14 protein-coding genes are annotated in these 17772 nt (G+C 30.9%); 6 read left to right on the top strand and 8 right to left on the bottom strand.

Translation table 11 applies throughout. The features are described from left to right. Positions 1-122: 122 nt before the first annotated feature. A complete protein-coding gene (locus tag TICRE_RS12665; RefSeq protein WP_075728667.1) occupies positions 123-1283 on the bottom strand; it encodes a baeRF6 domain-containing protein in 1161 nt (386 codons plus the stop codon). 278 nt (positions 1284-1561) lie between these two features. Between TICRE_RS12665 and TICRE_RS12660 the strand changes: the two genes are divergently transcribed. Continuing rightward, complete coding sequence (locus tag TICRE_RS12660) at positions 1562-2935, top strand: MATE family efflux transporter (RefSeq protein ID WP_075728665.1); 1374 nt, start codon at positions 1562-1564, stop codon at positions 2933-2935. 102 nt (positions 2936-3037) lie between these two features. Beyond that, entirely contained in the window at positions 3038-4624 is a 1587-nt protein-coding gene (locus TICRE_RS12655) for an ABC-F family ATP-binding cassette domain-containing protein (protein ID WP_075728663.1), read from the top strand. 42 nt (positions 4625-4666) lie between these two features. On the opposite strand, the gene lpdA is transcribed toward TICRE_RS12655, so the two are convergent. The 4 genes from lpdA to pdhA are packed head-to-tail and all read right to left on the bottom strand — an operon-like array spanning position 4667 to position 9529. Continuing rightward, entirely contained in the window at positions 4667-6046 is a 1380-nt protein-coding gene (gene lpdA, locus TICRE_RS12650) for a dihydrolipoyl dehydrogenase (protein ID WP_075728661.1), read from the bottom strand. A gap of 15 nt (positions 6047-6061) precedes the next feature. Then, positions 6062-7447: a dihydrolipoamide acetyltransferase family protein gene (locus TICRE_RS12645; protein WP_075728659.1), complete on the bottom strand. Its 1386-nt coding sequence runs from the start codon at positions 7445-7447 to the stop codon at positions 6062-6064. 17 nt (positions 7448-7464) lie between these two features. Then, on the bottom strand, positions 7465-8445 hold the full coding sequence (locus TICRE_RS12640; RefSeq protein WP_075728657.1) for an alpha-ketoacid dehydrogenase subunit beta: 981 nt from the start codon (positions 8443-8445) through the stop codon (positions 7465-7467). A gap of 1 nt (position 8446) precedes the next feature. Next, positions 8447-9529, bottom strand: coding sequence for a pyruvate dehydrogenase (acetyl-transferring) E1 component subunit alpha (gene pdhA, locus TICRE_RS12635; RefSeq protein ID WP_075728655.1), 1083 nt, complete (start codon positions 9527-9529; stop codon positions 8447-8449). Between the two features lie 295 nt (positions 9530-9824). Here pdhA and htrA point away from each other — a divergent pair, with 295 nt between their 5' ends. The 4 genes from htrA (at position 9825) to TICRE_RS12615 (ending at position 13835) form a co-directional block, all read left to right on the top strand. Continuing rightward, positions 9825-11039, top strand: a complete 1215-nt coding sequence (gene htrA / locus TICRE_RS12630; protein ID WP_084191974.1) for a serine protease HtrA — start codon at positions 9825-9827, stop codon at positions 11037-11039. A 123-nt stretch (positions 11040-11162) separates the two neighbouring features. Then, the gene (locus TICRE_RS12625) at positions 11163-11828 is read left to right on the top strand and encodes a response regulator transcription factor (RefSeq protein WP_075728653.1); all 666 of its coding nucleotides are present in this window, start codon (positions 11163-11165) and stop codon (positions 11826-11828) included. Continuing rightward, positions 11818-13161: a sensor histidine kinase gene (locus TICRE_RS12620; RefSeq protein WP_075728651.1), complete on the top strand. Its 1344-nt coding sequence runs from the start codon at positions 11818-11820 to the stop codon at positions 13159-13161. The genes TICRE_RS12625 and TICRE_RS12620 overlap by 11 nt, the downstream gene beginning before the upstream one ends. Next, on the top strand, positions 13161-13835 hold the full coding sequence (locus TICRE_RS12615; protein WP_075728649.1) for an MBL fold metallo-hydrolase: 675 nt from the start codon (positions 13161-13163) through the stop codon (positions 13833-13835). The genes TICRE_RS12620 and TICRE_RS12615 overlap by 1 nt, the downstream gene beginning before the upstream one ends. A 70-nt stretch (positions 13836-13905) precedes the next feature. On the opposite strand, the gene TICRE_RS12610 is transcribed toward TICRE_RS12615, so the two are convergent. The 3 genes from TICRE_RS12610 to TICRE_RS12600 all read right to left on the bottom strand — a co-directional run bounded on the left by TICRE_RS12610 (position 13906) and on the right by TICRE_RS12600 (position 17772). Continuing rightward, a complete protein-coding gene (locus TICRE_RS12610; RefSeq protein WP_075728755.1) occupies positions 13906-14661 on the bottom strand; it encodes an exodeoxyribonuclease III in 756 nt (251 codons plus the stop codon). Between the two features lie 143 nt (positions 14662-14804). After that, a complete protein-coding gene (locus tag TICRE_RS12605; protein WP_075728647.1) occupies positions 14805-16217 on the bottom strand; it encodes an MATE family efflux transporter in 1413 nt (470 codons plus the stop codon). Between the two features lie 601 nt (positions 16218-16818). Beyond that, positions 16819-17772: a PfkB family carbohydrate kinase gene (locus TICRE_RS12600; protein WP_075728645.1), complete on the bottom strand. Its 954-nt coding sequence runs from the start codon at positions 17770-17772 to the stop codon at positions 16819-16821.

Below are 17772 nucleotides of genomic sequence, written 5' to 3'. Positions count from 1 at the left end.
TTCAATTAAAATATAATTATAACAAACAATGGAAACTTTCAACAATTTTAGTTATTATTTTTATACTATACAAACTACTTAAAAAAAGAGTGTCACTAAAGACACTCCTTCTCTACTAAACTTTAATATCTTAACACTGCTACTATCTCCTCATTATCTGGTATTTCTTCTTGTGGCAGGCTATAAACTGTTCCTCCTCTTGACTGAGTTAGATCTATCGCAACCCCAACTAAATCTTCTGCATCAAATTTTTCATCATTATATATCTGCACCTTATCTTTATCAGGTATAAATTTACCCCACTTTTCAAGATCCTCTGATATAAATAAAGTTTCTATTTGTCCTTTATACGCTTCTGGGAGTATTTTACTTATAGAGTTTGAAGCAAGACCATTTTTTTGACCTTTATATTGTAAATATTTTTCTTCTGCTAATTGTTGTATCTTTGCAAACTTTTCTTCTATAATCTTCCAAGATTCTTTGTGTAAATCTTTAGCATCTAGGATCTCTGGGTTTCCTCTTATATATTCATCTAATATATTTGGATATTTACTTTTCTCTCTAAATATAGGGATTAAATATTCTACACCTGCAAGTATAAGTGGTGTGTTTTTCTTTTTATATTTTTCTAAACATACATCTATTGCTCTAAAATATCTAGTCATTTCATTTCTATTAAAATCATTTTCATTTGCTTGACCTTGTGTCGTCATATTATACACTAAAGAGTTTCCGCCTTCTGGGTTTGAAGTTCTAATTGGGAGTTGTGATCTTGGATCATCATCTTGTTTCATAGACTCCACACTCTCTGGAGCGTTTTTCATTTCAACTTCTTCTATATGTTGCTTTGAAGCCTTAAAAAGCCTATTTTCGTTTTGACTTATTGCAAGTATAAAGTATTCTTCGTCACAACTAATCAGTGGTAGTAAGGGTTTGGTGTAAAATTTTTTCCCTAATACTGTCTTTTCTTTTACTTCAAAAGGAAGTTGAAAATATTCAATTTCCTTATCCGCTATAAAGACAGCTAGAGAATCATCTTGATTTTGCCAAAACTTTGTTTCATCCACAAGATTACTAGCTGGTTTTAATATAGCTTCTACTTCATCTTTTGTAAGTTCCATATTATATAATTTATCTTCAGCTTCTCGTATTCTTTGTTTAAATCTAATTGGATTTTGTTTTATATCTGCTCCAGTTCTAAATGTTGGGAAATAAATTGATATGCACATTTCACTTTCTGCATCTACCAATCTTTGATAGTCTTCTTTGTCTAATTTTTTCATCTAGTCCTCCTTTAAAGCTTTTTTACTTTTTCTATCTTTATTAATTTCTCCATTAAAATTATATCTATGTGATATTTAAAATGGAGAATATAGATAAAAAATGAAAATAAAAATATTTTTTATTTTAAATTACAATTTTTATCTTTTACAATCTATCTTATAATTGTAATATTCTCTATGATAAATATTAATTCTGCTTAATTATCCACATTTGGTGTATAATTATTATAAGGATATTTTTTATCTAGGAAGATTTTAACAATACTAGGAGTGATAAATTGAAAGATCAAACAAATGAAAATAGACTAGGCACAGAACCAATCTTGCCTCTTCTTATTAAGTTATCCATTCCATCTATATTTTCTATGACTATACAAGCACTCTATAATATAGTAGATAGCATTTATGTAGGTAGATATAGTGTAAATGGTCTCTCCGCTTTGTCTCTTGCATTTCCTTTAGAGATGTTTTTGATATCTATAGCTGTAGGTACAGGGGTAGGTGGTAGCTCGCTTATATCAAGACTACTTGGAAAAAGAAAAACAGAAAAAGCATCTAGGGTTGCAGAACACGTACTTTTATTATCAGTTCTTTATGGAATAATAGTCGCTATAATAGGTATATTCTTTTCTAGGGATTTAATTAGCTTGTTTACAGATGATCAGGCTCTTATACAGATGGCTACAGACTATGTAAGAATTATGTTTATAGGATCGACTTTTTTATTTGTTCCTATACTTTCAAGTGATATATTAAGGGGTGAAGGAAACACTCTTGTACCAATGGTTGCCATGCTTATAGGAGCAATTATAAATATAGTACTAGACCCATTTTTAATCTTTGGAAAAGGACCATTCCCAGAACTTGGAGCAGCAGGAGCTGCTTATGCTACACTCTTTAGTAGATTTGTAAGTGGTATATATATAATATATATGGTACTTAACAATGATAAAGATATTAAAGTAGATAGAAAAGAATTCAAGTTTAATTTTAAAATTATAAAAGACATCTATAAAGTTGGACTTCCTGCAATGATAATGCAGTTTCTAGGTTCCTTTATGGTGGCAGGCTTAAATTTAATAGTAGGATCATATAATAATGATGCAATAGCAGTAATAGGCATCTATTTTAAGTTGCAAAGCTTTGTATTTATGCCTATATTTGGACTAAACCAAGGATATATGCCTATTGTAGGATATAATTATGGTTTTAATAAACCTGATAGGATGAAGGAAGCTATAAAGTATGGACTTCTAACTGCTTTTGTCATAACGACCTTTGGTTTCCTATTGTTCCAGTTTATACCAGTAACTCTAGTTTCACTATTTAATGATGATCCAAAGCTTATAAAGCTTGGAGTACATGCCTTAAAGACTATAAGTTTAGCTTTTCCTATAATAGGTATTGCAATAGTAGCATCTACTACTTTTCAAGCAGTAGGTAGGGGCTTTATAAGCCTCATAATATCATTCTTAAGGCAAATAATAATCCTACTTCCAGCAGCATATGTGCTAGGTAAAGTAGGTGGACTAGATTATATATGGTATGCATTTCCTATTTCAGAGCTTATATCTGGAGTAGTTTTAGCAATACTCTTTATAACTGTATTTTCTAAAGTATTTCAAAATATGACGGAGAGAAACTCCCAATAAAATGTATTTTAATTAGTTAAATATTTTTATTAATTATCCTATCATTAGGCTCTTCTCTATGATATAATATCTTGATTATATAATAGAAAAGGAGTTTTTGCTTTGATTAGTGTAAACAATTTAAGTCTAAGATATGGTTCTCAAAAGCTTTTTGAGGATGTTAATTTAATATTTACTCCAGGAAACTGTTATGGGGTAATAGGTGCAAATGGTGCTGGAAAGAGTACATTTCTAAAGATACTCTCAGGAGAAATAGAAGCAAATACAGGTGATGTTTCAATACCTAAAGATGCACGTATGAGTGTACTTAAGCAGGACCACTTTGAATTTGATGAAGTAAAGGTTTTAGAAACAGTTATAATGGGGAATAAAAGATTATTTGAAATAATGCTTGAAAAAGATGCAATATATGCTAAAGAAGACTTTTCAGATGAAGATGGTATAAAAGCATCTGAACTTGAAGCTGAATTTGCTGAGATGGATGGTTGGAGTGCAGAATCTGAAGCATCTTCTCTTCTTCAAGGTCTTGGAATACCAGTATCTCTTCATGATAAGTATATGAAAGAACTTACTGGAAATGAAAAGATCAAAGTACTTTTAGCTCAGGCTCTTTTTGGAAAGCCCGAAATCCTTATACTTGACGAGCCTACTAACCACTTAGATGTAAAAAGTATAAGATGGTTACAAAACTTTTTAGGTGACTTTAATGGTACTGTGATAGTTGTATCCCACGATAGATATTTCCTAAATGAAGTATGTACTCATATGGTAGATATTGACTTTGGTAAGATAAAGATGTTTTCAGGAAACTATGACTTCTGGTATGAGTCAAGTCAACTGGCTCTTCAACTTATGAAAGATCAAAACAAGAAAAAGGAAGAAAAAGTAAAAGATTTACAAGCCTTTATAGCAAGATTCTCTGCTAATGCTTCTAAATCTAAACAAGCTACTAGTAGGAAAAAACTTCTTGAAAAGATTACTTTAGATGATATACAGCCTTCTACTAGAAGATATCCATTTGTAGGTTTTAATATGGAAAGAGAAGTAGGAAACGAGATACTTACTGTTGAAGGACTTTCCAAGTCAATAGATGGAGTAAAAGTATTAGATAATATTACCTTTAGAGTAAATAAAGGAGATAAGATAGCTTTTATAGGTGATGAAATAGCTATATCTGCTCTATTTGATATTCTTTATGGAGAAGATACTGCAGATAGTGGTGAATTTAAATGGGGCCAAACTATTACAAATTCTTATTTCCCAAAGGACAACTCTTCTCTGTTTAATGATGTTGATTTAAACCTTATAGATTGGTTAAGACAATTTTCAGAAGAACAATCTGAAATATATTTAAGGGGATTCCTAGGTAGAATGCTGTTTTCTGGAGAAGAAACACTAAAGAAAGTTAAAGTTTTATCTGGTGGGGAAAAAGTAAGATGTATGTTATCTCGCATGATGCTTAAAAGTGCAAATACTCTTATACTAGATCAACCTACAAACCACTTAGACCTTGAGAGTATAACTGCGGTAAATAACGGTCTTAAAGATTATAAAAGTAATATCTTGTTTACCTCTCACGACCATGAGTTTATAAACACTATAGCAAATAGAATAATAGAAATAGATGGAGATAAGTTTAGAGACCTTTCTGCTACTTATGAAGAGTTCTTAGATAAATATTATAGTTAAAAAACGACTTATACGATTGATCGTATAAGTCGTTTTTATTTTCTACATATGAATTGGTTTATCTATTGCTCCAAAGGCTGCTTCCATAAAGACTTCTGAAGTTGTAGGGTGGGGCAAGATTGTCTTTGCCATATCATAAACTGTCCCTTCAAGCTGCATTATGGAAACTGCACTTGAGATCATATTGTCTGCATTGTTTGACATGATATGAGTTCCTACTATCTCTCCATATTTATTCTCTGAGATAACCTTTATAAAACCTACTGTATCTCCTTCACTCATTGCCTTTCCATTTGCAGCTAGTGGGAATTTACTCACTGTAATATCTAGTCCCTTTTCCTTTGCAGCTTCTTCCGTAAGTCCTACACTTGCAAGCTCAGGACTTGTATAAATTAATAGTGGTACTTTGGTATAATCCATCTTACTCTTTTTCCCATTTATATTTTCTGCTGCTACTATGCCTTCAGCAGAAGCTACATGTGCTAGTGGATATTTACCATTTACATCTCCTATCGCATAGACTCCATCTATATTTGTTTTCATGGTTTCATCTGTTTCTATAAAGCCATTTTTACCCTTCTTTAAATTTAACGCTTCTAATCCTTTGATATTTGGTTTAATATCCCAAGATATAAGATATTTATCAGCCTTAAATGTCTTTTCTTTACCTTTTTGTTCTATAACTATTCCGTCTTCATTTATTGATTTAAAAGTGGCATCTGATACAAACTTTACTCCCTCTTTTTTAAGTTGTCGCTCTAGTGTCTTCGCCATTTCTTTTTCTACATAGGGAAGTATTCTATCTTCTTGATGAATTAATACTACATTTGAGCCAAGCAAATTAAATAAGTTGGCAAATTCTACACTATATTGATTTCCAGCTATTATAACAATACTTTCAGGTATTTCTTTTAAATCAAATGCAAGTTTGCTATAAATTATCTTTTCTTTTTCTTCCATTTGTTTAAGACCTTCTATTTCAGGATAGACTTCTTTGGCCCCTGTAGCTATTATAAGATTTTTAGTCTTATAAATCTTGCCATTTACCTCTATGGTTTCTTTATCTTTAACAGTTCCAAAACCTTCTATAAGTTCTACTTTATTTTTCTTAAAAAGCATTCTTATACCGTTTATAAGTTTATCTACAATTTTTTCTTTTCTATCTAAAAGTTTGTTCCAATCAACATCTACTTTATCTCCATCTATACCTTCTATACCAAATTCTTTTGCTCCAAGTATATCTTTATAAAGTTTAGCAGTTGTAAGCATTGTCTTAGTGGGGATACATCCCCAATTTAGACATACTCCCCCAAGATTTCCATCTTCTACTACTGCTACTTTAGACCCAAGTTGTGCTGCTTTTATAGCAGAGACGTACCCTCCTGGGCCGCCTCCTATTATTATTACATCATAATTATTCATTTTTAAAAGCTCCTTTTACGATTTTAGAAATAGCATATCAGGATCTATTAACAGTTCTTTTAATATATTTACAAATCTTGAACCACTGGCACCATCTATTATTCTGTGATCATATGATAATGATATTGGAAGCATTTTTCCTACAACGATATTGTCATTTTCATCTACTATAGGTTTTTTAATTATTCTTCCAAGACCTAGTATCGCTGATTCTGGATGATTTATTATAGGAATGCCAAAGTGTCCTCCGATAGATCCATAGTTTGTGATTGTAAATGTCCCGCCTTGTAGTTCACTTAATTCTAATTTATTGTCCTTAGCCCTGGTACTTAGATCTACAATTTCTTTTGCTATTTCTACTATGCTCTTTTTATCCGCATCACGGATTACAGGAACCATAAGTCCTCTTTGGGTATCTGTTGCTATTCCTATATTATAAAAGTTTTTATAGACCATCTCTTCATTTACTTCATCTAGGGATGAATTGAATTCTCTAAGTTCTTTTATAGCTGTTATGCTTGCCTTTATTATAAATGGAAGATAAGTTAAGTTTACACCTTCTTCTCTTAGTATATCTTTATATTTTTTTCTAAACTTATCAAGTTCTGTAACATTTATTTCATCCATAACTGTTGTATGAGGTATGGTAAATTTTGATTCTGACATCTTTTGAGCTATAGTTTTTCTTATACGAGTTAAAGGAACTCTTTCATAAAGTCCTTCCCCTTCACTTGCCTCATCAAGTTGTAAAGGCTTAGCTTCTCTCTTAATTTCTGGTTTTTCTTGAATCTTTTCTTGTGATTTTTCTTTAGAACTATCTTTTGCCTTTTGAATATCTTCTTTCATTACTCTTCCACCAGGTCCAGTTCCTTCTACAGAGTTTATATCTAATCCCAAATCTTTTGCCATAGCTCTAGCTACCGGTGTTGCTAATGCCTTTTTACTTAACTTTTCTTCTGTAGATTTCCTACTTATAACGCCCTCATCACTTGGAGGTATTTCTTCAGAAGATACTACTACCTCTCCCACAACTCCAGCTGTTTCTTCTTCTATTACTTCTTCTTTTTCATCCAATTTCTTTTCTTTGTCCGCTTCATCAAACGAATCTTTCGTTCCGCCTCCTGCAGCTGATAGGTTTTCTACATCTTCACTTGAAGCTTCTCCTTCTATATCTAAAACTACAAATACATTTCCAACGTGAATTATTTCACCTTCATCACCTAAAAGTTCTAGTACTTTCCCACTTTTAGGTGATGGAATATCTGTAGTAACTTTATCTGTTTCAACTTCTATAAGAGAGTCTCCTTCTTTGATTTCTTCTCCCTTTTCTACTAACCATTTAACTATAGTCCCTTCGTGGATACCCTCTCCAACGTCTGGGAATTTAAATTCAAATCTCATCTCTTCTCCTCCTTAATCTAGTACTTTACTACTTTTTCAATAGTTTGAGCTATTCTCTCTGGAGTTGGTATATAGTGGTTTTCCCCTTTTGGCAGAGGGAATGTAGTATCAAAACCTGTAACCCTTGTTGGAGGTGCTTCTAAATAAAGAAAAGCTTTTTCATTTACAATAGCCATAATCTCAGCACCAAGTCCCAATGTCTTTGGAGCTTCGTGAACTATTATTATTCTACCTGTCTTTTTGACAGATTCTACTATAGTTTCTCTATCTATTGGTGAAATAGTTCTTAAATCTATTAGTTCAGGATCTATTCCCTTTTCTTTTACCATATCTATCGCTGCTTGTGTATCACGAACCATTGCCCCCCAAGCTACTATAGTGACATCTTCTCCTTCTTTTACTATCTTAGCTTTTCCTATTGGAAGTTCATAGGATTCCTCAGGTACATCCTGTCTAAATGCTCTATAAATTCTCTTTGGTTCTAGGAATAATACGGGGTCAGGATCTCTTATAGCTGCTATTAGAAGTCCTTTTGCATCATATGGAGTAGAGGGAATGACTACCTTTAAACCTGGAATCTGTGCATACATAGCTTCTGTACTTTCTGAGTGATGTTCTAGTGCTCTTATTCCTCCACCATAAGGCGCTCTTATCACCATAGGAAGATGGTATCTACCACGAGATCTATTTCTCATTCTAGCTACATGGGTTACTATTTGATTAAAAGCAGGATAAGAAAAGCCCATAAACTGAAGCTCAACTACTGGTTTTAAGCCATTTATAGCCATCCCTATTGCAGTACCTACTATCCCTGATTCAGCTAGTGGAGAGTCAAATACCCTCTTTTCTCCAAACTTTTCTTGCAAGCCTGCTGTCGCTCTAAATACTCCACCTTCAACTCCAACATCTTCTCCATACACTACCACTGTTTTATCTTCTGCTAATTCATTTTCCAAAGCCTGAGTTACAGCTCCTATTAAGTTTAATTTATTTGCCATTTTACTTACCTCCTTCTAGAAATTCTAGATAATCATTCATTTGTTCTTCGAGTTGTGGAGGCATAGTCTCAAAATGATATTTAAATATATCTTCAACTTCTGTATCTGATTTGTTTTCAATTGATTCAAAAGTTGCCACTACATCTTTTTCTAATTCTTCTTTAGTTTCTTTTACCCATTTATCGTCTATGAGATTTTCTTCTCTTAAATACTTTTCAAATCTTAATAGTGGATCTTTTTCTTTCCAAGGTTCTACTTCCTCATCAGTTCTATATTTACTAGGATCATCTGATGTTGTATGTGCCCCAAGTCTATAGGTATATGCTTCTATAAGGGTTGGTCCACCACCATTTCTTGCCTTATCAATCGCTTTTTTCGTAACATTATACATTGCAAATATATCATTTCCATCAACTTGAATTCCTTCCATACCATATGCAATTGCTTTTTGAGCTAGTGTCTGACTTTTAGTTTGTTTTTTTCTTGGAACGGATATAGCAAATTGGTTGTTTTGAATAATAAAGACAACTGGTGCATTAAAGACAGCTGCAAAGTTTAAACCCTCATGAAAATCTCCATGACTAGTACCGCCATCTCCTACATATGCTACTGCTACATTATTTTCACCTTTAATATTATTTGCCATTCCTATACCTGCTGCGTGAGAAAATTGTGATGCTATTGGTATAGAAATTGGAAGTACATTTACTCCCTCTGGCATATGGCTTCCCCACTCATTTCCATACCAATATAGATAGATGTTTTTAAGTGGTACACCCCTTACAAGCCACGCTCCAAGTTCTCTAAATGAAGGCACTAGATAGTCTCCCTTTTCCATGGCATAAGCACTCCCTACTTGAGTTGCTTCTTGTCCTGTATTAGGTGCATAGGTAAGCATTCTACCTTGCCTTTGATATGATATTGCCTTTTCATCTATTACTCTTGTGTAGAGCATAGTTTTATATAGATAAAGTAATTCATCTTTCTTTAAATCTGGAAGATCTTCTTTTTTAGTAAGCTTTCCATCTTTATTCATGACTTCATACATCTTTCCTTCTAATGGATTATAATCTTGAAACTCCATTAATCCTACCTCCTTATATTTCTTATATATTAAGTTTATCAATATTTGTAATCGATAACCATTATCACAGTTATTATATATATATACTTATTATTGCTTATTCAAACAGAAACTATAACTTTTATAGAAATTTATAGTTATAAAAGAATTTATTTTTAAAAAATGGATTTATTTAAAAGTAGAAAATCACACAACAAAAACATATTTTAAACATATTTTTTTGACATTTTTCCTTTAATATATATCAATATAGGGTAATAATTAAAATATAAGAAAAGAACAAGGAGGAGAAAACATGAATTACGATGGAAACGATAGAAAAGATAGTTTTACTGGGGAAGAAAATTCGGCGCAAGAGAGAAAATCTTATGCAAGTATACCAGAAGATATATATATAGAAAAAGAGGTAAAAAAAACTAAGAAGAAAAGAAGTTTTAAAGGAAGTGCTATTTCTTATATTATTCTAGCTTTAGTTGCCTCTATTATAGGTGGTCTTTCTTCAAATTATCTTGCACCTATAGTCCTTGGAAATGAAGACAAAAGCACTCCTAGTTATAGTGAAAATCCTATAACTATCAATACAAATGATGATATAAGTACTGTTTCAGCAGTGGTTAAAAAGAGTATGAAATCAGTAGTAGGTATAACGACACTTGAAACTGTAGAGGATTTTTTTGGCTCACAAGATAGAAGTGGACTTGGTTCTGGCGTAATAATAGATAGTAATGGATATATACTTACAAATTCACATGTAGTGGCAAATGGAAATGCTAAGGAAATAAAGGTCTTGTTTGAAAATGGTGATAAAGAAAATGGTAAGCTTTTATGGTTTGACCCAACACTTGATTTAGCAGTAGTAAAGGTAAATAAAACTGGACTTCCTGCTATGGAACTTGGAAATTCAGATGAGCTTGAGGTAGGAGAACTTGCCATAGCTATAGGTAATCCTTTAGGGCTTGAATTTGAAAGAACTGTTACATCTGGTATAATATCGGGACTAAATAGAAGTGTAGCAATAGATATAAACACAGTAATGGATAATTTAATTCAAACTGATGCTTCAATAAACCCAGGAAACAGTGGTGGACCACTTCTAAATGCAAATGGAGAAGTTATAGGAATAAACACCGCTAAAATCCAAAGTGGAGAAGGACTTGGATTTTCAATTCCAATAAATGCTACAAAAGAGATTATAAAAGAGGTTATACAAAAAGGTACATTTGAAACAGTACAGCTTGGTATAAAGGGTCTTGATATAAAAGAATATCAATCTCGCCTTGGAGTGGATTTAAAATTAGAAAAAGGAGTTATAATCCTTGAAATATTAAATGGCAGTATTGCCCAGAAAAATGGACTTTTAAATGGGGATATAGTGTTGAAAATAGATAAGATGGAGGTAGAATCTATTCAATCCCTTAAAAAGATACTATATAATTATAAAAAAGGTGATAAAGCAACTCTTATAATTCTTAGAAATAATAAAGAAGAAAAAATAGAAATAAATTTTTAAACAATTTTTAAACAATTAAGGTAGAACTTTTTCTCCTATATAAAAACTCTTAAATAGGATATATCCTATTTAAGAGTTTTTTCTAGATATAAATTTGGTATAATGAGTATTAAGGAGGTTTTTATGAAAAAAATATATCTAGTAGAAGATGATGAAAATCTAAATTTAATACTTTCTTCCTATTTAGAAAGAGAAGGATTTATTGTAAATTCTTTTTTAAATGGGATAGATGCTAAAAAAAATATACCAAATCCTCCAGATCTATGGATACTGGATATAATGCTCCCCGATATAGATGGATATAGGCTCATTAAAGAAATAAAAAACACTACTCCAGGGGTTCCCATTATATTTATATCTGCAAGAGATGCAGATATTGACAGAGTATTGGGATTAGAACTTGGATGTGATGACTATCTTCCTAAGCCATTTTTACCTAGAGAACTTATAATTAGAACAAAAAATATATTAGATAGATATAAAAAAGATGAAGCAGTTGAGGATAAAATTGGAACTTATAAGATAGATAGGGGCAGCAGAATCGTAAAAAAAAATAATGAACCTATAAAGCTTACTTCTAAAGAATACAATCTATTATTATATTTTTTAGAAAATATAGGATTAGCTGTTTCTAGAGAACAAATACTTGATTTTATCTGGGAAGAAGATTATTTTGGATCTGATAGGGTTGTAGATGATTTGGTTAGAAGGCTTAGGAAAAAGATGGAAGACTTAAACATTGAAACACTCTATGGATATGGATACAGGATGGTTTCTGATGAAAAATAAATCTCTTTCTATGCAAATATGGATAGTATTTACCTCAATTACACTTTTTATAGCCTTGCTTCTATCGTTTGTAATTCCAAATACACTTAGAAGTTTTTTTACTGAGGAAATCTACTCTACTCTAGAGTCTGCTCAAAATATAATATTAAACCGCTACTGGATAGAAGACTTTAATGATTTAAACTCCAATACTTCTTCTCTAGAAGATATTAGAATGGTAAATCATATAGTTATATATGAAAATAATAAAATAGCATTAAAAAATCCTATACCAGATGAATTTTTAAATAAGATAAAAAAAGATATAGATACGCAAAGAGTTCAAAATAAAAGATATAAATTTTCATTAAATAATGATACTGTATTCTATATAATAAATAAATCAAACCCGTTGGATAATTACAATTACTTAATCTCTTATATAGGAGACTCTTATAGAAATGATCTTGTATATACGCTTTTTAAAAAGCTTATTTCAGTAATGGTCTTAATCCTAATTTTAAGCTGGATACCTGCTCTCTTATTAGCTAAATATCTTTCTAAACCTTTAGTAGACTTGGAGAGGAAAGTAGAAAAACTTGCTAGTCGTGACTGGCAGGAACCTATGCATATAGATAGAAATGATGAAATAGGCAAGCTTGGGACTTCTATAGAAGATCTGAGGATGCAGCTTATAAAACAAGATAAGTTAGAAAGAGACTTCTTACAAAATATTTCTCATGATTTAAAAACTCCTGTTATGGTTATAAGAAGTTTTCTACAAGCTATAAAAGATGATATATTTCCCAAAGGTGATTTAGATAGTTCACTAGACTTAATAGATGAAGAAGCTGAGCGTCTTGAAAAAAGAATTAAAGAATTACTATATTTCTCCAAGCTTGATTATTTAAGTTATGAAAAAAATAATTTTAAACAGTTTTCACTCGATAATCTGATAGTAGAAACTGTAGATAAATTTAAATTTAATTCAAAGAATATTGAGTTTAGTTTAGATTTAAGTGATACCTCTATAAATGGAGATAGAGACAAATGGATAGTTGTAATAGAAAACATATTGGATAACGCTCTTAGATACGCCAAGAGAGAGATCACCATTAACTTAAAAGAAGACAATAAAAAAACTATACTAAAGATAGCAAATGATGGACCAAATATAGAAGAATCTACTTTTAAAAATCTCTTTACACGTTACAATAAGGGAAATAGGGGAGAGTTTGGTTTAGGCCTTGCTATAGCAGATAAAATATTAAAACTTCATGGTGCATCAATATATGCTGAAAATAAAGAAAAAGGGGTATTATTTGTAATAGAAATAAAAAATGAGGTGAGATGATGGAAAATTTAGATGTAAAAGTAGAATATATATTTCATAGTGGGTTTACAGTAGAAACTCGTAATCATTTTTTAATATTTGACTATTATCAGGGAGATTTAAAGCTAAAGGATAAAAAAACATATATTTTTTCAACTCATAGTCATTATGATCATTTTAATCCTGATATTTTAGATCTTAAAGGAGAGATAAAGTATATATTTAGTGACGATATAAAAATAGAGTCGAAGAGAGAAATCTACTTTATGAGAGCTTATAAGACCCTTCTATTAGATGATTTAAAGATTAAGACATTTAGTTCCACAGACCTTGGGGTCTCTTTCCTTGTACAAGTTGATGGAGTAAGTATATTCTTTGCAGGCGACTTAAACTGGTGGTCTTGGAATAGTGATACTCAAAAAGAAAGAGACACAATGGAATATCTCTTTAAAAAGAAGGTAGATAGAATTGAGGGTGAAAAAATAGATATAGCTTTTTTCCCTGTGGATCCTAGACTTGCAGAAAACTATTCTTTAGGTGGAGAATATTTTATAGAAAAGTTTCATCCAACATATTTTTTCCAAATGCACTTTGGGGATAACTATGAAAAGGTGGAAGATTTTATCCACAAAATGAGAGATAAGAGTACCAAGGTTGTTAGTATAGAGCATAAAAACCAAGTTTTTAATTTATAAAATAAAATCCTTTAAAAATGCCATTGAAAAAATTTAACTTTTTCTAATGGCATTTTTTAAATAAAGTGTTTTATAACTTTAAATCTAGTACTACAGGACAATGATCTGATCCCAATATTTCACTGTGTATACTAGCTTCTACTATATTCTCTTTTAATTTTTCTGATACTAAAAAATAATCTATTCTCCAGCCAGCATTTCTATCTCTTGCCTTTGTGATATAACTCCACCAAGAATAAGCATCTTCTTTGTCTGGATAAAGATATCTAAAGCTATCAACAAATCCTCTACTTAATAGATCTGTCATTTTACCTCTTTCTTCATCTGTAAATCCTGCATTTTTCCTGTTGGAACTAGGATTTTTAAGATCTATTTCTTTGTGAGCAACATTTAGATCACCACAAACTATAACAGGCTTTTTATGGTCTAAATCCTTTATATAATCACTAAAATCCTCTTCCCACTGCATTCTGTAATCAAGTCTTGCTAATTCCCTTTGAGAATTTGGAGTATATACATTTACTAGAAAAAAGTCTTCAAATTCAAGAGTTATAACTCTTCCTTCAGTATCATGTTCATCAATTCCAAGTCCATAGCTTACACTCAATGGACTTTTTTTAGTAAATATTGCAGTTCCTGAGTATCCTTTTTTTTGAGCATAGTTCCAGTATTGTTCATAGCCTGGAAGTTCTAAATCTATTTGTCCTTCTTGAAGTTTTGTCTCTTGAAGGCAAAACATATCAGCATCTACCTCATTAAAATAATCTAAAAAACCCTTTTTAACACAAGCTCTAATTCCGTTTACATTCCAAGAAATAAGTTTTATCATTTTTTCACCTCAAAATATATTCTATATAAAAAATCTGCTCTTTTATTGTTTCTTATCTAATACTTAGAATTATATCATAATAAAGCTTTATTTAAAAACTATAAACAAAAGACAGGCTTAAGCCTGCCTTTCTACAATATCTAATTTACATCTGTTACCATAGTGTTATTAATTGGTTTTTCCTTTTCTAAGCTTGACGCTATATTTTTCATCCATTTTCCTGATCTCAATCTCTTTAGTTCAAACACTACCTTGACTATTTCTTCTGAGCAAAGTAAAAAAACAACTGTTGGCAGTGTGAGTTTAAAATAAACCGCTCCTAGAAAACCTATAGGTATGGCAAAAAACCAAATTGTTCCAAGTTGTACAAGCATTGAATAAGTTGTATCTCCACCACCCCTAAATACACCAACTATCATAAGCACATTAAAGAATCTAAGGGGTGCAAAAACTGCCATAATCTTTAATACATCTATTGTCATCCTCACAGTACTTTCATCTATATTAAATATCTTTACTATATAAGGTGCACCGATATAAAGAGCCACTCCAGATATAAGCCCTACCAATGGAGCTAAAACTCCAAGCCTTTTAGCATAGTCTAAAGCTTCATCTGTTTTTTCCTCGCCAATCTTATTTCCCACTATTATAGCTCCTGCAGTTGCAAGACCTATGCCAAGAACCATAAACATATTGTTAACTGTACTTGCTATTTGCATGCTTGCAACTTCTCTTATACCTATTCTAGCATAGATAATAGAGTAAGTACTAACTCCAAGGGACCATATCAATTCATTTATTATTACAGATGAAGAGGTCTTAAAATAAGACGCTATAAATCCTTTATTAAATGAAAACATTTCCTTAACTCTACATCTTATTACTTCGTTAGATTTATAGGAAACTACAAGTATATAGACCATCTCTATAGTCCTTGCAATACTGGTAGCTATAGCTGCCCCAACTACACCTCTGGCAGTAAAACCTAAGTTACCAAATATAAGTACCCAGTTTAAAAACGCATTTGTAAGAACTCCTATAAGACTTCCATACATAGGAGCTTTGGCAATACCCATACATCTAAGTGCTGTAGAATATGCCATAGATATAGCTGTTATTAAAAATGTAATAGAGATTACCTTTATATAAGAACTTCCAAGTGTTATAACTTCTGCATTGTTTGTAAATATTTTTATAATGCTCTCTGGAGATAAAAATGCTACTACTCCAAATAAAACTGCTGCAAAAATACTAAGTAAGATTTCAAGTCCTAACATCCTTCTGATGTTTCTAGTATCCTTTCTACCCCAAAACTGTGATATAAATATTCCAGCTCCTGCATTTATTCCCGATAAACAAAGCATAAAAATAAAAAAGTATTGATTTACAAGTCCAACTGCTGCAATAGAGCTTTCTCCAAGTTTTCCTATCATAACATTGTCTACCATATTAAGCGATGAGCTTATAAGATTTTGTAGTGCTATTGGAAGTATCAGTGTTAAAATTGTTATTAAAAACTTTTTATCCTTAAAACCTTCTAATGTCTTTTTCATAATTCCCCTCCTATATTTTTGCATAAAAAAAACAAATGGGTATTGTAAGCCGCCCATCTGCTTTAAGTTTTTTTATTATTAATAATAAATTATTATATCGTAGAAAAAAGTTATAGTCAATATTTTTATTTTTTATTATATATATGTTTCTTTTATTTCAGTCAAAGATAAAATGTATTCGCTACGATTACGCTAGACAAAATTAAAAGCAATTTTTCTATATACTGATAAATTCTATTTTTATTATATTATACAAACTTTTTGCTACTATATTGTCATAAGAATAATCTTTGTTAATTAAAGATATTTTTATATATTATAATGAATATTGCAATTTAGGAATTCTTGATATACAAAGTATTCATCTTTCTTAGTCTCTGCACTATACCATATAATTTCTCTATTAAGCAAATCAGTTAAATAGATAAAAACCATTTTTTATTTACTATTACATGTTAAGTTCCTCATCATTATATCTATATTATATAATTATGAGGAACTTATTTTTCTAATTTAGTATAATCTATCTAGACATCCATTTACAGATTCAAAGTTTTTCATCTTCTTTCATTCCAAATGCTTTAGTAAAAACATAATATTTTTATTCGAAGATAGAGCTGATAGAATAATTCAATACTTCTTTTCTCGTTGGAATTGAGTTGCTTGCTCCCACACGAGTTACTGATATACCCGAACTTATAACCGCATACTCTATTGCTTCTTGAATATTATATCTATTATATGATAAAGCAGCTGCTAACGAGCCCAAAAATACATCTCCTGCAGCCGTAGAATCTATTGCATTGACTTTTATAGCTGAAACATTAACTATATCATTATTATCATCAAGATATACAATTCCTTTTTCTCCTAAACTAATTAATGGATATTTTATTCCACTCTTTTTCATATTAATTAATATATCATCAATACTTATATTACTCTTATTATCGTAAAAAATATTTTTAGCTTCTATCTCATTTGGCTTTATTATATCAATATACTTATACAATGGATAATAATCAGAACTTGAATATACGGTAGAGGGATCAACTATAATAAATGCGCCATTCTGTTTTCCCCTCTTATATATATTCTCTAGATACTCTAAAGGATATTCTAATGTACTTAAAAGTATATCTCCCTTTCCCAAATCAATATTATCTAAAGGATAATCAAATTCCATTCTAGTATTAATTCCAGGAGAACAAATAATTTTATTATTCCCTGAAATATCAATATTGATTAAAGCAACTCCACTAGAATAATCACTTCTTTTTATATATTCAGTGTTTATATTATTTTTTTCTATTGTTCCCATTAAACTATTACCAAAGTCATCATTACTTACTATTGATATCAACGAAGTGCTTGCACCATGTTTAGAAGCACAAATAGCTTGGTTTAAGCCCTTTCCACCAGGAACCATAAAATAATCACTTGATGTATAATACGTCTCTCCCAGATCAGGAAATCTTTCTGTTGATATAGTTATATCCATTATGCAATATCCTAAGCAAAACACTCTGCCTGAAAAACCAACTAATTTTTTCAT

Origin of the sequence: Tissierella creatinophila DSM 6911 (genome assembly GCF_001940565.1) — a bacterium.
GTDB lineage: Bacteria > Bacillota > Clostridia > Tissierellales > Tissierellaceae > Tissierella_A > Tissierella_A creatinophila.
This window is presented reverse-complemented; position numbering and strand designations above follow the sequence as displayed.

Bases quoted from the DNA above. Each gene is read 5' to 3' on its own strand.
- TICRE_RS12665 (WP_075728667.1), bottom strand. From the start codon at position 1,283: ATGAAAAAATTAGACAAAGAAGACTATCAAAGATTGGTAGATGCAGAA.
- lpdA (WP_075728661.1), bottom strand. From the start codon at position 6,046: ATGAATAATTATGATGTAATAATAATAGGAGGCGGCCCAGGAGGGTAC.
- TICRE_RS12645 (WP_075728659.1), bottom strand. From the start codon at position 7,447: ATGAGATTTGAATTTAAATTCCCAGACGTTGGAGAGGGTATCCACGAA.
- TICRE_RS12640 (WP_075728657.1), bottom strand. From the start codon at position 8,445: ATGGCAAATAAATTAAACTTAATAGGAGCTGTAACTCAGGCTTTGGAA.
- pdhA (WP_075728655.1), bottom strand. From the start codon at position 9,529: ATGGAGTTTCAAGATTATAATCCATTAGAAGGAAAGATGTATGAAGTC.
- htrA (WP_084191974.1), top strand. From the start codon at position 9,825: ATGAATTACGATGGAAACGATAGAAAAGATAGTTTTACTGGGGAAGAA.
- TICRE_RS12625 (WP_075728653.1), top strand. From the start codon at position 11,163: ATGAAAAAAATATATCTAGTAGAAGATGATGAAAATCTAAATTTAATA.
- TICRE_RS12620 (WP_075728651.1), top strand. From the start codon at position 11,818: ATGAAAAATAAATCTCTTTCTATGCAAATATGGATAGTATTTACCTCA.
- TICRE_RS12615 (WP_075728649.1), top strand. From the start codon at position 13,161: ATGGAAAATTTAGATGTAAAAGTAGAATATATATTTCATAGTGGGTTT.
- TICRE_RS12605 (WP_075728647.1), bottom strand. From the start codon at position 16,217: ATGAAAAAGACATTAGAAGGTTTTAAGGATAAAAAGTTTTTAATAACA.
- TICRE_RS12600 (WP_075728645.1), bottom strand. From the start codon at position 17,772: ATGAAAAAATTAGTTGGTTTTTCAGGCAGAGTGTTTTGCTTAGGATAT.